The sequence below is a fragment of the Rhodococcus sp. YL-1 genome, from assembly GCF_001942025.1.
In the GTDB taxonomy this organism is placed as follows: Bacteria; Actinomycetota; Actinomycetes; order Mycobacteriales; family Mycobacteriaceae; genus Rhodococcus_F; species Rhodococcus_F qingshengii.
Window position 1 is genome coordinate 1,894,494 of the sequence record NZ_CP017299.1, and the last position, 14,618, is coordinate 1,909,111.

11 protein-coding genes are annotated in these 14,618 nt (G+C 62.0%); 10 read left to right on the top strand and 1 reads right to left on the bottom strand.

Annotated features, from left to right (window positions below; genetic code table 11):
- Window positions 1-64: 64 nt before the first annotated feature.
- The 4 genes from eat (at window position 65) to BH682_RS09040 (ending at window position 5,109) form a co-directional block, all read left to right on the top strand.
- Entirely contained in the window at window positions 65-1,537 is a 1,473-nt protein-coding gene (gene eat / locus BH682_RS09025; protein WP_003941913.1) for an ethanolamine permease, read from the top strand.
- Window positions 1,534-2,958 (top strand): ethanolamine ammonia-lyase subunit EutB, encoded by a 1,425-nt coding sequence (locus BH682_RS09030; protein WP_019744243.1) that lies wholly within the window; start codon window positions 1,534-1,536, stop codon window positions 2,956-2,958. Before eat ends, BH682_RS09030 begins: the two co-directional genes overlap by 4 nt.
- Entirely contained in the window at window positions 2,955-3,728 is a 774-nt protein-coding gene (gene eutC, locus BH682_RS09035; RefSeq protein WP_075832699.1) for an ethanolamine ammonia-lyase subunit EutC, read from the top strand. Before BH682_RS09030 ends, eutC begins: the two co-directional genes overlap by 4 nt.
- An 82-nt stretch (window positions 3,729-3,810) precedes the next feature.
- Complete coding sequence (locus tag BH682_RS09040; protein ID WP_075832702.1) at window positions 3,811-5,109, top strand: HAD-IB family phosphatase; 1,299 nt, start codon at window positions 3,811-3,813, stop codon at window positions 5,107-5,109.
- A 15-nt stretch (window positions 5,110-5,124) separates the two neighbouring features.
- On the opposite strand, the gene BH682_RS09045 is transcribed toward BH682_RS09040, so the two are convergent.
- Window positions 5,125-6,033: a glycosyltransferase gene (locus tag BH682_RS09045; protein WP_082900974.1), complete on the bottom strand. Its 909-nt coding sequence runs from the start codon at window positions 6,031-6,033 to the stop codon at window positions 5,125-5,127.
- Between the two features lie 144 nt (window positions 6,034-6,177).
- Here BH682_RS09045 and BH682_RS09050 point away from each other — a divergent pair, with 144 nt between their 5' ends.
- The 6 genes from BH682_RS09050 to BH682_RS09075 all read left to right on the top strand — a co-directional run bounded on the left by BH682_RS09050 (window position 6,178) and on the right by BH682_RS09075 (window position 14,610).
- Window positions 6,178-6,717, top strand: a complete 540-nt coding sequence (locus BH682_RS09050) for a hypothetical protein (protein ID WP_075832704.1) — start codon at window positions 6,178-6,180, stop codon at window positions 6,715-6,717.
- Between the two features lie 330 nt (window positions 6,718-7,047).
- Window positions 7,048-8,325, top strand: coding sequence for an MFS transporter (locus BH682_RS09055; protein ID WP_020906868.1), 1,278 nt, complete (start codon window positions 7,048-7,050; stop codon window positions 8,323-8,325).
- Window positions 8,326-8,532: 207 nt separating this feature from the next.
- Entirely contained in the window at window positions 8,533-10,170 is a 1,638-nt protein-coding gene (locus BH682_RS09060; protein ID WP_075832708.1) for an AMP-binding protein, read from the top strand.
- 4 nt (window positions 10,171-10,174) lie between these two features.
- On the top strand, window positions 10,175-11,842 hold the full coding sequence (locus tag BH682_RS09065) for a sigma-54-dependent Fis family transcriptional regulator (RefSeq protein WP_058038111.1): 1,668 nt from the start codon (window positions 10,175-10,177) through the stop codon (window positions 11,840-11,842).
- 108 nt (window positions 11,843-11,950) lie between these two features.
- Complete coding sequence (locus BH682_RS09070; RefSeq protein WP_019744236.1) at window positions 11,951-13,450, top strand: aldehyde dehydrogenase family protein; 1,500 nt, start codon at window positions 11,951-11,953, stop codon at window positions 13,448-13,450.
- A 47-nt stretch (window positions 13,451-13,497) separates the two neighbouring features.
- The gene (locus tag BH682_RS09075) at window positions 13,498-14,610 is read left to right on the top strand and encodes an NDMA-dependent alcohol dehydrogenase (RefSeq protein WP_003942086.1); all 1,113 of its coding nucleotides are present in this window, start codon (window positions 13,498-13,500) and stop codon (window positions 14,608-14,610) included.
- Window positions 14,611-14,618: the final 8 nt, after the last annotated feature.

Sequence of the window (14,618 nt, forward strand, 5' to 3'; positions counted from 1 at the left end):
ACATACCGTTCATTTCACGCGACGCATCCACCGTGCGTCGTCTCATTCTTGACCGATTCAGAGGATGGACATGTCTCTTTCCGACCACGCAACCGGCAAAAACGCCGGTGCCGCGGGTGCACACCACGACGGCGCAGACTTCCATGCGGAAGACAATTCGTATCTGGAGAAACGAACACTCCGAAAGGGAACAGCAGGGTGGGTGCTGCTTGCGGGGTTGGGTGTCAGCTATGTGATTTCCGGTGACTACGCCGGCTGGAACAACGGTCTGGCCGAAGGTGGTTTCGGTGGCCTTCTCATCGCGGCGGTTGTCATCGCGGGTATGTACCTGGCGATGGTGCTCGGTATGGCCGAGATGTCTTCGGCACTTCCTGCCGCTGGTGGTGGATACACGTTTGCCAGACGGGCCATGGGGCCCTGGGGCGGATTTGCCACCGGCACAGCAATTCTCATCGAGTACTCGATAGCACCCGCAGCGATCGCGACCTTCATCGGTGCGTACGTCGAGTCCCTGAACCTGTTCGGGATCACCGACGGCTGGTGGGTGTACCTCGCGGTGTACGCGATCTTCATCGGCATTCACCTCACCGGCGCCGGTGAGGCACTCAAGGCGATGTTCATCATCACCGCCATTGCACTCGTCGGCCTGGTCGTGTTCGCGGTTTCGGCTGTCGGCCTTTTCGATTCGTCCAACCTCACCGATATCGCCGTCGACACCAGCGCAGTCGGATCGTCGTCGTTCCTGCCATTCGGTCTGCTCGGAATCTGGGCCGCCGTGCCCTTCGCGATCTGGTTCTTCCTTGCGGTCGAAGGTGTACCGCTGGCCGCCGAGGAAGCACGTGAGCCGGAGAAGAACGTCCCCCGCGGCATCATCATCAGCATGTTGATCCTGATCGTCACAGGCGCAACGGTTCTCTTCCTCGCCACCGGTGCGCTCGGCGCAGACGCCCTGTCCACCTCCGGAAATCCGCTCGTCGAGGCTCTGGGGGACAGCGGAGCGGCAAAGGCCGTCAACTACATCGGACTTGCCGGTCTGGTCGCGAGCTTCTTCTCGATCATGTACGCCTACTCACGCCAGACGTTTGCGCTCTCCCGCGCCGGCTACCTGCCGAAGAACCTGTCGGTGACCAACAAGCGCAAGGCCCCCACTCTCGCTCTCGTCGTACCCGGAATCATCGGCTTCGCGCTCTCACTCACCGGTGAAGGTGCAATGTTGCTCAACATGGCGGTGTTCGGCGCGGCAGTGAGCTACGTCCTGATGATGGTGAGTCACATCGTTCTTCGTAAGCGTGAGCCGAACATGCCGCGCCCGTACCGCACGCCCGGCGGTATCGCCACCACCTCGTTTGCGCTCGTGATCGCGGCAGTGTCGGTGGTCGCCACCTTCCTGGTCGATCCCGTTGCGGCACTGCTGACGTTGGTCGCCTTCGGTGTTCTCATGGCGTACTTCGGTCTCTACAGTCGCCACCACCTTGTTGCCAACTCGCCGGACGAGGAGTTTGCTGTACTTGCACAGGCGGAAGAAGAATTGGGATGAGTCGCGGGATGGCCAAGTATCACCAGCAGGTATCCGGAACCAACTACTCGTTCGACGGTCTCGTCGATCTGATGGCAAAAGCGACACCACTGCGGTCGGGTGACGAACTAGCCGGTTGCGCGGCAAGCTCCGACGCCGAACGTGCTGCTGCTCAATGGGTTCTGGCTGATCTTCCGTTGACGGTGTTCCTCGAAGATCTGTTGGTTCCGTACGAGGACGACGAGGTAACCAGGCTCATCATCGACAGCCACGATCGCCTGGCCTTTGCGCCGGTGGCGCACCTGACTGTCGGCGGACTACGAGACTGGTTGCTCGAGACCGCGTCGGCGCCGGAAGCTTCCGCACGGTTGTCCGCCGTAAGTCCCGGGCTCACCCCCGAGATGGTTGCGGCGGTCAGCAAGATCATGCGCAATCAGGACCTGATCGCCGTCGCGAAGGCCATCACCGTGACCGCGGGGTTCCGTACGACCATCGGACTGCCCGGCCGGCTGAGCACCCGACTCCAGCCAAACCACCCGACAGACGATCCACGCGGCATCGCGGCGGCCACATTGGACGGTCTCCTGATGGGATGTGGCGACGCCGTCATCGGTATCAACCCCGCGACGGATTCACCCCAGGCCACCTCGGATCTGCTCCACCTGCTCGACGACATCCGTCAGCGATTCGAGATCCCGACTCAGTCGTGCGTGCTCTCGCACGTGACCACCACGATCGGACTGATCGAATCGGGGGTGCCGGTCGATCTCGTCTTCCAGTCGATTGCCGGTACCGAAGGCGCCAATTCCGGTTTCGGAGTGAACATTCCGCTCCTGCGTGAGGGCAACGAGGCCGGGCGCTCCTTGAACCGCGGAACGGTCGGCAACAACGTCATGTACCTGGAGACGGGTCAGGGGTCCGCCCTCAGCTCAGGTGCCCACTACGGCACCGGCGGAGCCCCGGTCGATCAGCAGACACTCGAGACCAGGGCATACGCAGTGGCACGTGATCTCGAACCGCTGCTGGTCAACACCGTGGTCGGCTTCATCGGTCCCGAGTATCTCTACGACGGCAAGCAGATCATTCGCGCGGGCTTGGAGGATCACTTCTGCGGAAAACTCCTCGGGCTGCCGATGGGAGTGGACGTCTGCTACACCAACCACGCCGAAGCCGATCAAGACGACATGGACAACCTGCTCACCTTGCTGGGCGTCGCCGGCGCGGCGTTCGTGATCGCGGTGCCCGGCGCCGACGACGTGATGCTCGGCTATCAAAGTCTGGCGTTCCACGACGCGCTGTATGTGCGTAAGGTTCTCGGTTTGCAGCCCGCCCCGGAGTTCGAGACCTGGCTCCACAACTTGGGGATGACCGACGCAAACGGTCGGGTTCTTCCGATCGATGCCGAAATGTCGCCGTTGCGGGCTTTGACGGTGAACTCATGACCGAAGATCAGGCACCGATCCTCGATTTCTGGGGTCCACTGCGCAAGACCACACAATCGCGTATCGGGCTGGGGCGTGCCGGAGATTCGTTGCCCACCAAGCGGGTTCTCGAATTCAAGGCAGCTCACGCCGCAGCCCGCGACGCGGTCCACGAGCCACTCGACTCCGAGACGCTTGCCAGTCGGGTCGAAGGGGTGGGCATCGGGGCGCCGGTGGTGGTCGCGAGCAGCGTCTCCACCCGCAGTGAGTATCTCCGGAGACCCGACCTGGGGCGCCAACCGGCTGACCTGGGTGCGATCGCGAGTTCCGACAAGGAAATCGGGTTCATCCTCGCCGACGGACTCTCGCCGCGAGCACTGATGGACCACGGCGAGCAATTACTGTCTGCGTTGGTCACGGTGTTGGGGGAGCGGTACTCGATTGCGCCGCCCGTGATCGCCACGAATGCCCGTGTGGCACTGGGTGATCACATCGCTGCCGCGATGGGAGTGCAGACGGCGATCGTCCTGATCGGCGAACGTCCAGGGCTCTCCGTTGCGGACAGCGTCGGGATTTATCTGACTCACCTTCCGCGCGTCGGTCGTACCGACGCGGATCGAAACTGCATTTCCAATGTCCACCCACCCGAGGGACTCGGATACGAGCAGGCTGCTCGTGTCGTCCTGGGATTGGTGGCGGGAGCGCGCCAGTTGGGCCGCTCCGGCGTCGACCTCAAGGACACCTCTCGCGCCGACGCCGTTGCGTCGGGAGAAGTGCTGACGCTCGATTAATTGACAACTGCACGGCATACCCGGGTCGATCGACACTCGGGTATGCCGTCGTACCCGAATCACGACGAAAACGAGGGAATCGATGTTCCGTTCGCTGCATGCCCGCGCCCTGTGTGCGTTGGCGGTAGGTAGTGTCCTGTTGAGTGCAACTGCATGTAGTTCGGCCGAGAGCGCCGCGAAAGAAGATGTGGCGCAGAGTGGTTCATCCTGCGCGGTGTTGGATCCCAGTCTTGCGTGGTACGGCGACAACCGTGTGACGTTGGATGCCATGATGACGGAGTTCGGAACGTGTGGAGCTGCAGGTGATGTCGATGACGGAGCTCCGTTGGCGCTCTTCGACTGGGACAACACAGTTGTCAAGAACGACATCGGAAGCGCCACCGCATTCTGGATGATCAAGAACAACAAGGTGTTACAGCCTGCCGGAGGGGACTGGGCAACCACCAGCCGCTTCATGACGCCAGCCGGCGCTGCCGCACTTTCCGCCGCGTGCGGCTCCGAGACCGCGCCGGGGCAACCGTTGGCAACCAGCACCGACTTGGACTGCGCGGACGAGATCGTTGCGGTACTCGAAGAGAAGACTCGCGACGGGCAGGCCGCATTCGACGGTTACGATCACCGCCGGACAAAAGCCGCATACGCGTGGGCCGTGCAGTTGATGGCAGGGCACACCGAGGACGAGGTCACCGAGTACGCCCGCGCAGCGCGTGCCGAGAATCTCGCTGCTGCAGAAGGATCCGATCAGACCGTCGGTACGACGGAAGTCGACGGCTCGGTGCGGTACTACGCGCAAATCGAAGATTTGGTGAAATCCCTCGGCGCTCATGGATTCGACGTGCGGATCATCTCCGCGTCGGCCGAACCGGTCGTTCGAGTCTGGGCGGAACAGCTGGGATTGGACGCCGATCACGTGATGGGAGTTCGGCCCATCGTCGAGGGCGGGGTTCTCACCGGGCGCCTGCGTGGGTGTGGTGGCGTTGCGGACGGCGACGACTCGGTCATTCCGTACATCGACGGCAAGCGGTGCCAGGTCAACGAGGTTGTCTACGGGGTTCAAGGGCCTACGGCGTTCGAGCAGTTGGCCGCCGATCGACGTCAGGTATTTGCTGCCGGTGATTCTGTCACCGACGTGACGTTCCTCGGAGATGCGACCGGTGCGCGCCTGGTGATCAACCGCAACAATCCCGAACTGATGTGCAATGCCTACGACAACAGTGACGGGAAATGGCTGGTCAACCCCATGTTCATCGAACCGAAAGCACAGGCGGATGCTCCCTATCGCTGCTCGACCGATGCTTACACCGACGCGGCCGGGGAGAAAGGCGCCGTGACTCGTGCAGACGGCAGCGTGATCCCCGATCAGGTCGATTCCGTCGCCTGAAACGATATCGGGCGCTCAGAAGTAGAAGGTGCGATTCCTGGCGGCGCATTTGAGCTTGCCCACCTGTAGACCGGCAAAGGCGATCCATCGACCCCGCGGCATTCCGCTGAGCCTTTGTGGAATCAACGGATTCAGCAAGATCAGGCCGGCAAGCGTCGTGAGCGAAGATTTCATCGTCGGTCGTTGGACCCCGTAGTCCCGAAATGCAAGAAATAGCTCGACTTCAGCCATGCCGTACGACACGGTCTGGTGCCATGTTCCTCTAAGGGTTGATCTAAGCCGGTAGGCGACGGTTGCCTTAGGTGCGTGGGCGAAGGACAGCCCTGAGATCTGGGCTCGCCACGAAAATTCGACATCCTCGCCCGCTGTCATCGATTCGTCAAAGCCGCCAATAGAATCGAAGGCGCGCTTCCAGATTCCAATGTTGCACCCCATCGCAGAAGGGAGAAAGCGGCCGAGAACCAACCCGTCGGTCGAGGCAAGTGGCCGCCATGAATGCACTTCCGACGAATTGATCGATTCTGATTCCACGCCGCCGGCGATCAGGTCGGCGAATTCGGCCGAAAGAAGCAGTTGGGTCAGCCAGGAACTGTGAACACGGTCGTCTCCGTCGCAAAATGCAAGAAATTGCCCACGCGCATATGCCGACCCATTGTTCCTGGCAAAGCTGATGCCAGCTCTCTGAGAAGAATCTATATATCGAAGGTTGAGCTCAGCCGTGAGCGGGTGATTTGCAATGTGCTGTTCGAGACCGTCTGTCGATCCATTGTCACTCACGATGACCTCGAAAACTCCGCCGAAGTTCTGCTCGCTCAAGGCAACCAACTGGACGTCGATGTATTTCATGACGTTCAGGCAGGGGATTATTACAGACACCATTGGAGCTATCACACTGCAAACATACCGGATCGTCCGAATTGTCATTCGGGGAGCCCATCGTAAGTTACTCGACACACGGCTAAGCGTGTGTGATCTGATTCTGTCGAGCCCTTTGTCGGGCTGCGGAAACCCACGGGTGTCCGCTGTGATGCTGGAGCCGCAGAGGCGGCACGTGAGTAGGAGAAATCGATGGCCTTCGCTGGCAATGTGGACGAGTTGGCACTGCTCCAAGCGGTACGTCTCAAGGAGCGGGTCGGAGCGGTCGTCCTGGCCGAGCACCTGGGCGTCAGCTCGGCTTCCGGTCAAGCTGCGTACGACGCACTTGTCGCGCAGGGCAAAGCGGTCGAAGCGGAAAACGCCATCAGCCTGACCGAGAAAGGTTTGGCAGAACTCGAAGATCAGTTGGACGCCGAGCGCGTCTCGATCGACGAGGACTCCATCGGTGAGGTGTACGAGGCGTTCCTTCCCTTGGACGAGGAGTTCGCCGCGCTCATCGACGACGCAGATGCGGATTCCCTTGCAGAGTTGGATCGCCGGGCTGCAAACCTGTTCGACGATCTGTCGGCATTCGTTCCGCGGTTGTCTCGTTACCAGGATCTCTTCTCGGATGCTCTCGCGAAAGTGAAAGCGGGGGAGTCCAAGTGGATTTCCGAACCGATCATCGACTCCTACGCCACGGTGTGGGGCGAGATCCGTCAGGAACTGTTCGGGGCTGCCGGTAAGGCTTGATCCGTAGCGTTGCACCGTGACGCCGTTTCTCGAGGGCCGTCCGATTCGTGAGAACGAATCGGACGGCCTGCGGCATGCCGAGGGGCGTGAAACTCGTTACCATTGCATACAAGTCGTGACCTAGATCACTCGTACCCCCTTTCGGGGGTAGTGCGGGGTGAGCCACATCACTACCTTTCCTCCTATCGACGGTGATGCCCACAGGGCGACACCACGGGACCACGGAGGAATCGAGTGACCACAGTCTCTCCCACAGGCGGCACCAGTGCCGCCGGCGCCGGGGGTGCGAGAGCCGCAGGTGCGACGCAGCCCCCGCAGAACACCACCAGTGTGCGGCGCGTCGCAATCGCGAGTTGTATCGGCACGACTATCGAGTTCTACGACTTCTTCATCTACGGAACCGCTGCGGCACTTGTCTTTCCGACGGTGTTCTTCCCCGCGCTCGGTGCCACTGCGGGAACTGTCGCATCGTTTGCGACTTTCGCAGTCGCATTCATTGCCCGGCCCGTCGGCGCAATGTTGTTCGGACACTTCGGTGATCGCATCGGTCGCAAGAAGACGCTGATCTCGACGCTCCTGCTCATGGGTATCTCGACGCTCCTGATCGGCTTGCTGCCCGGTGCGGCAACCATCGGTGTTGCGGCTCCGATCATCCTGGTGCTCTTGCGATTCGGCCAAGGCTTCGCGGTCGGTGGTGAATGGGCCGGCGCAACTCTGCTCACCGCGGAATACGCCCCACCGGGCAAACGTGGTCTGTATGCGATGTTCCCGCAGCTCGGCCCCGCAATCGCCTTCGTGCTCTCGAGCAGTACATTCCTCATCACCGGCGCTGTTCTCGGCGACACCAATCAGGCCTTCCTCGACTACGGCTGGCGTATCCCGTTCCTGTTCTCCATCGTGTTGGTCGGCATCGGCCTCTACATGCGACTCGCTATCGAGGAGACCCCGGTCTTCAAGGCGGAGCAGGCAGAGCGCGTTGCAGAGCAGAAGAACGAAGCACCTCGCACCCTCCCGTTCCTGGATGCCTGGCGGTTCCAGACCAAGGAAATCCTCCTCTCGGCCGGCGCCCTCGCTTGCCTGTTCGCGTTCTTCTACATGGGCACGGCGTTCCTCACGAGCTACGGAACCAAGACCCTCGGCTTCTCCCGCCCGTTCGTCCTGTCGGTCGGTATCGCTTCCGCCTTCGTCTTCGGTGCCGCGATCATCGTCTCCGCCCTGTACTCGGACCGCATCGGGCGTCGCAAGGTCATCATGATCTCTTGTGGTCTGGCTGTGGTGTGGGCGCTCATTCTGTTCCCGCTCCTGGACACCGGAACACCGATCGCGTTCATCCTCGGAATGTTCGGCACGCTGATGATCTTCGGAATCGCGTACGGCCCCTGCGGTGCGCTGCTTCCGGAAATGTTCCAGACCCGCTACCGCTACACCGGTGCCGGCCTCGGCTACAACCTCGCCGGAGTGCTCGGCGGCGCAGTGCCGCCGCTGATCGCCGCACCGCTGGCCTCGGCCTACGGGAGTATGGCCATCGGAATCATGTTGGCAATCCTCGGTGTGGTGAGTCTGGTCTGCACCTGGGCGCTCGTCGAGACCAAGGACCACGCGCTGTAACCACTGTGCGCCTTTATTAACCGCCGGCGGTTAATAAAGGCGCACAGCAGGCGGGTGGGGTGTCCGGACTCTGAACAGTTACGGCCACCCCGCACCGGGAAGTATGTCGTGCATCACACCGAATCGAGTAAATTCGTAGATGAGAGGGTCCGCTGCGGCGGCCCCTCTCATAGGTGCCTGAACAGGTAACCGGAGAGGACAGAACACATGAGTACGCCGCTGCCCAGCTATACGTCCGGAGTATGGGACGGTCCGATGCTGGGCGACACCATCGGAGACAACCTCGATCGCACGGTTGCCGCACACGGCGACCGCGATGCGTTGATCGACCACGCCAGCGGTCGACGATGGACGTACCGGGAGTTCGCCGAGCAGGTGAACGGGCTCGCTGCCGGACTACTTTCCCGTGGTGTGGGGAAGGGCGATCGGGTAGGAATCTGGGCTCCCAACTGTCCGGAATGGACGTTCACGCAATACGCGACGGCAAAGGTCGGCGCGATCCTGGTCAACATCAATCCGGCGTACCGCTCGCACGAGTTGCAGTACGTACTCGAGCAGGCCGGGATCTCGACGCTGGTGTCTGCGGCCAGCTTCAAGACCTCGGACTACGCGTCGATGATCGAGACGGTGCGGCCGCAGTGCCCGGATCTGACGTCGGTGCTCCTGCTCGGTTCACCCGAGTGGGGCGCGGTGCTTGCAGACGGCTTGGCGGCGCAGGCAAGCGATCCGGCTCCGCTCGCCGCAGCGCAGGCCGCGTTGTCGGCCGACGACGCGATCAACATCCAATACACCTCGGGTACTACTGGTTTCCCGAAGGGCGCGACGCTCAGTCACCACAACATCCTCAACAACGGCTATTTCGTCGGCGAGTTGTGCCACTACAGCGAGGTCGATCGGGTGTGCATCCCGGTGCCGTTCTACCACTGTTTCGGCATGGTGATGGGCAACCTTGCGTGCACCAGTCACGGTGCTGCCATGGTCATTCCGGGTCCGGCTTTCGATCCGCGTGCTTCGCTCGAAGCCGTTCAGGCTGAAAAGTGCACGTCCCTCTACGGCGTTCCGACGATGTTCATCGCGGAGTTGGCGTTGCCTGACTTCGACAGCTTCGATCTGTCGTCCCTTCGCACCGGCATCATGGCGGGCTCGCCCTGCCCGGTCGAGGTGATGAAGCAGGTCATCGATCGCATGGGCATGTCGGAGGTGTCCATCTGCTACGGCATGACGGAGACCTCGCCGGTGTCGTTGCAGACCCGCTCGGACGATTCGATCGAGCAGCGCACCGAAACGGTCGGCCGGGTAGGGCCGCATCTCGAGATCAAGATCGTCGATCCGGCAACCGGATTGACGGTGCCCCGCGGCGAACCTGGTGAACTGTGCACGCGTGGTTACTCGGTCATGCTCGGATACTGGGAGAACCCGGAGAAGACCGCCGAGGCGATCGACGCTGCCCGGTGGATGCACACCGGAGACATCGGAGTCATGGACGAGGCCGGATACGTCGCCATCACGGGACGCATCAAGGACATGGTCATCCGCGGTGGCGAGAACGTCTATCCGCGTGAGATCGAGGAGTTTCTCTACACCCACCCCGACATTCTCGATGCGCAGGTCATCGGCGTACCCGACGCAAAGTACGGCGAGGAATTGATGGTGTGGGTCCAGATGCGCGAAGGTGCAGACGAGCTCGACGCCGATTCGGTCCGCGCGTTCTGCACCGGCAAGCTCGCGCACTACAAGATTCCGCGGTACGTCCATGTCGTCGACGAGTTCCCGATGACAGTCACGGGCAAGGTCCGCAAGATCGCGATGCGAGAACAGGCGATCGAATTGATCGGTCAGGCCTGAGAGTATGTCCGCGAACCCAGGGGAGCGTGAGCCGGTACGCCCCGAGATCGCGCTCTCCTGGAAGCGTTCTCGACTCAGTGGCCTCGACCCGTCGTCGGCCATCGCCGTGGACACCGAGGAGCAGGACGGTGAGTCTCGTCTGCTCCGGGCCGCCGCACCCGTGCTCGACGAAGTTTCGCAACAGATCGCGGGCACCGGTTTCTGCGTGCTGCTTGCTGATCGCGAATGCCGCGTGGTCGCTTCGGTGTACTCCGACAGTCGCGTCGAGCGAACGATCGAGCGGTTGGGTGTCGTCAACGGTTCACGCTTCGGTGAAGAGCACGCCGGCACCAACGCGCTTGGTACGCCCCTCGAGGTCGGACGAAGCGTGGTGATCCACGGTGACGAGCATTTCCTCGACAGTCTCAAGGGTTTGAGCTGCTACGGACAGCCGATCCTGCATCCCGTCACACGTCGTGTCGAGGGCATTCTCGACATGACCGGCGTTGTCTCGCAGGCCAACCCACTGTTCGCGCCCTTCCTTGCGCGTGCTGCAGCGGACATCGAGAAACGGTTGCTCGAAGGCTCGAAAGCATCGGAGCAGCGGCTGGTCGACGCATTCCAGCGAGTTTCACATCAGCGCCACATTGCCGTCGCGGCCATCGGCGACGACATCCTGCTGAGCAACCGAACCGCTTTGGATCTGCTCGACACCGCAGACCATGTATCGCTCCGTTCCTTGATTGCCGACCTGAATCCGGACCAATCACGATTGGTGACAGTCGAATTGGCGTCCGGCGCGCTGGCGCGAGTTCAAGCCGACCGGATTTCCGGGGCTGACGGTGGTGCGCTCTTCCTGGTCGAACCACTCCAACGGGAACGGGCACCGATCCGCAGAACGCACGAGCGGGCACCGTCTCCGGGCGAACGACTGCGGCGCGACCTGATGCGGGCGCGGGCAACCTCTGCCGCCGTGGCGATCTCTGGTGAAGCGGGATCCGGCCGAACCTCGGCAGCATCGGACGTCGTCGGCAGTGTCGATGCGAGTTGGCTCGATGCCACGCGAATCGCGTTCGACGGCCGTGAGCAATGGGTCACCGATCTCGTGCGAGCATCCCGTAAGCGTTCGGGCGTGGTCGTGATCGAACAGGTACAACTCCTTCCTGACTCGGTGTTGCCGCTGGTCGCAGACCTGATCGACGCCAGCGCCGAGGGGCCGAAAATCGTACTGACCAGCGGAGCGGCAGTTGATCTTCCGCCGACCATCGCCGCGCTGCTCTCACGATGCGCCTCCCGGGTTGTCATCACCCCACTGCGCGAGCGACAGGCTGAGATCGCCGAGTTGGCACAAGTCATGTTGGAGGGGATCTCACCAGAACTGAGATTGACCGCCAGCGCTGCCGAAGCACTCGCGGCGGCCAACTGGCCGGGCAACCTGGCCGAATTGCGCGTCGTGTTGAATCGCGCCTCGGATGAACGCTCGAGCAATCGCATCGACGTCGCTGATCTGCCCGAGGACTATCGCACCACGACCAAGGTGTCGCGGTTGGCAGGGCGGGAGAAAGCCGAGCGCCAGGCGATCATCGGAGCGTTGAAAGACTGCGGCGGCAACAAGGTTCACGCGTCGGCGCAACTCGGAATCAGCCGAAGCACTCTCTACACACGGATGCGGGCGCTCGACATCACTGTGTAGTTTGCTGTCCGACTTCAGTTGTACAAAGTTCGGACAGTTAGCACCCCCGGAAGCGCGGAAGTATGGCGTGCATCACATTCGCACCTCACTACTTCAGGGGAGTTTCCGATGACGGCAGTAGCCGAACACACCATCAGTTCCGCGGTACAGGGTTTCCTGAACGGACCGAAGAAGCTCTACATCGGCGGCGAATTCGTCGACGCCGCTTCGGGTCAGACCTTCGCGACGTACAACCCGGCTGACGGACAGAAGCTCGCAGACGTGGCACACGGTCAGGCCGAAGACATCGACCGCGCGGTACGTGCCGCTCGAACGGCTTTCGAGGACGGCCCCTGGTCACGTATGAAGGCAAACGAGCGCGAGCGGATGATCTGGCGCGTCGGCGACATTCTCAGTGCTCGTGCCGAGGAATTCGGTCAGCTCGAAGCTCTCGACAACGGCAAGTCCGTTGCCATCGCCACCGCCGTCGACGTGGCTTGGGCCGCAGACGTTTTCCGCTACTACGCGGGTTGGGCCACCAAGATCGAAGGCAGCACTGTCAACGTGTCGATGCCCTTCTCTCCGGGCGGCGAGTTCCACGCCTACACCCTGCGTGAGGCGATCGGCGTCTGTGGACTGATCGTGCCGTGGAACTTCCCGCTGCTGATGTCGTCGTGGAAGCTCGCCCCCGCGCTCGCCGCCGGCAACACGGTGATCCTCAAGCCCGCCGAGCAGACCCCGCTCACCGCACTGCTTCTCGCGGAGGTCTTCGAAGAAGCCGGCTTCCCGCCCGGAGTCGTCAACATCGTTCCCGGCTTCGGCGATGCAGGTGCTGCTCTGTCCGGCCACGACGACGTGGACAAGGTCGCGTTCACCGGTTCCACCGAGGTGGGTAAGAAGATCGTCGACGCCGCCAAGGGCAATCTGAAGAAGGTTACGCTCGAGCTCGGTGGCAAGAGCCCCAATATCGTGTTCGCCGACGCCGATTTCGATTCCGCAGTGGAGGGTTCGCTCAACGCGTGGCTGTTCAACCACGGACAGTGCTGCGTTGCGGGTACTCGTCTGTACGTCGAGGACACCATCTTCGAGAAGTTCACCGAGGCCGTCGCGCACGCAGCGAGTCAGGTCAAGATCGGACCCGGCCTCGATCCCACCACCCAGCTCGGACCGCTGGTCTCGCAGGAGCAGTTCGACAAGGTGACCGGCTACCTGCGTGAGGGAATCGCCGACGGCGCACGTGCACTGACGGGCGGCAACCGCTGGGGCGATCAGGGCTACTTCGTCGAGCCGACCGTCTTCGTTGACGTCAAGCCCGAATTCTCCATCGTTCAGGAGGAGATCTTCGGACCCGTCGTGGCGGCGCTGCCGTTCAATGCGGACGACGGACCGATCACTGCCGCAAACGATTCCATCTACGGCTTGGCCGCCGGCATCTGGACCCGGGACATTTCCAAGGCTCACCGCACGGCGAAGCGCTTGAAGGCCGGTTCGGTGTGGATCAACCAGTACAACGGCTTCGACACTGCAATGCCCTTCGGTGGATACAAGCAGTCCGGCTGGGGCCGCGAGCTCGGCGCTTCGGCTATCGATCTCTACACCCAGACCAAGGCCGTCAACATCGCTCTCTGACCGACCCCATCGCTCATTCTCTCGTCCGACAATCAAGGAGATCACCAGTGAAGACCAAAGCTGCTGTACTGCTCGAGCCCGGAAAGCCTTTCGAGATCATGGAACTCGACCTCGACGGCCCGGGTGTGGGTGAGGTACTGATCAAGTACACCGCTGCCGGACTGTGCCATTCGGATCTGCACCTGACCGACGGTGATCTCCCGCCGCGTTACCCGATCGTCGGCGGACACGAAGGCTCGGGCATCATCGAAGAGGTCGGCCCAGGCGTCACGAAGGTCAAGCCGGGCGACCATGTCGTGTGTAGCTTCATCCCCAACTGCGGCACCTGTCGCTACTGCTCGACCGGTCGCCAGAACCTCTGCGACATGGGTGCCACCATCCTCGAAGGCTCGATGCCCGACGGTTCCTTCCGTTTCCACGGCAACGGAATGGATTTCGGCGGAATGTGCATGTTGGGAACGTTCTCCGAGCGCGCCACCATTTCTCAGCACTCGGTAGTCAAGATCGACGACTGGCTTCCCTTGGAGACGGCAGTGGTCGTCGGCTGCGGTGTGCCGTCGGGTTGGGGAACGGCCGTCAACGCAGGCAACCTCCGCGCCGGTGACACCGCGGTGATCTACGGCATCGGTGGCCTCGGCATTAATGCCGTTCAAGGTGCGGTTTCGGCCGGCTGCAAGTACGTCGTTGTGGTCGATCCGGTTGCTCTCAAGCGTGAGACCGCACTGAAGTTCGGTGCCACGCATGCCTTTGCAGACGCCGAGAGCGCCGCTGCCAAGGTCAACGAGCTGACGTGGGGACAGGGTGCCGACGCTGCGCTCATCCTTGTCGGCACCGTCGACGAGGACGTGGTCAGTGCAGCGACGGCAGTGATTGGCAAGGGTGGCACCGTGGTGATCACGGGACTCGCCGACCCCGCCAAGCTGACCGTTCACGTGTCGGGTACCGACCTGACGCTGAATCAGAAGACGATCAAGGGCACGCTGTTCGGGTCCATGAATCCGCAGTACGACATCGTGCGACTGCTGCGTCTCTACGATGCCGGTCAGCTCAAGCTCGACGAACTGATCACCAACACCTACAGCCTCGAAGACGTCAACAAGGGCTACCAGGATCTACGTGACGGCAAGAACATCCGTGGCGTGATCATTCACGACAAGTAACCCCAAGT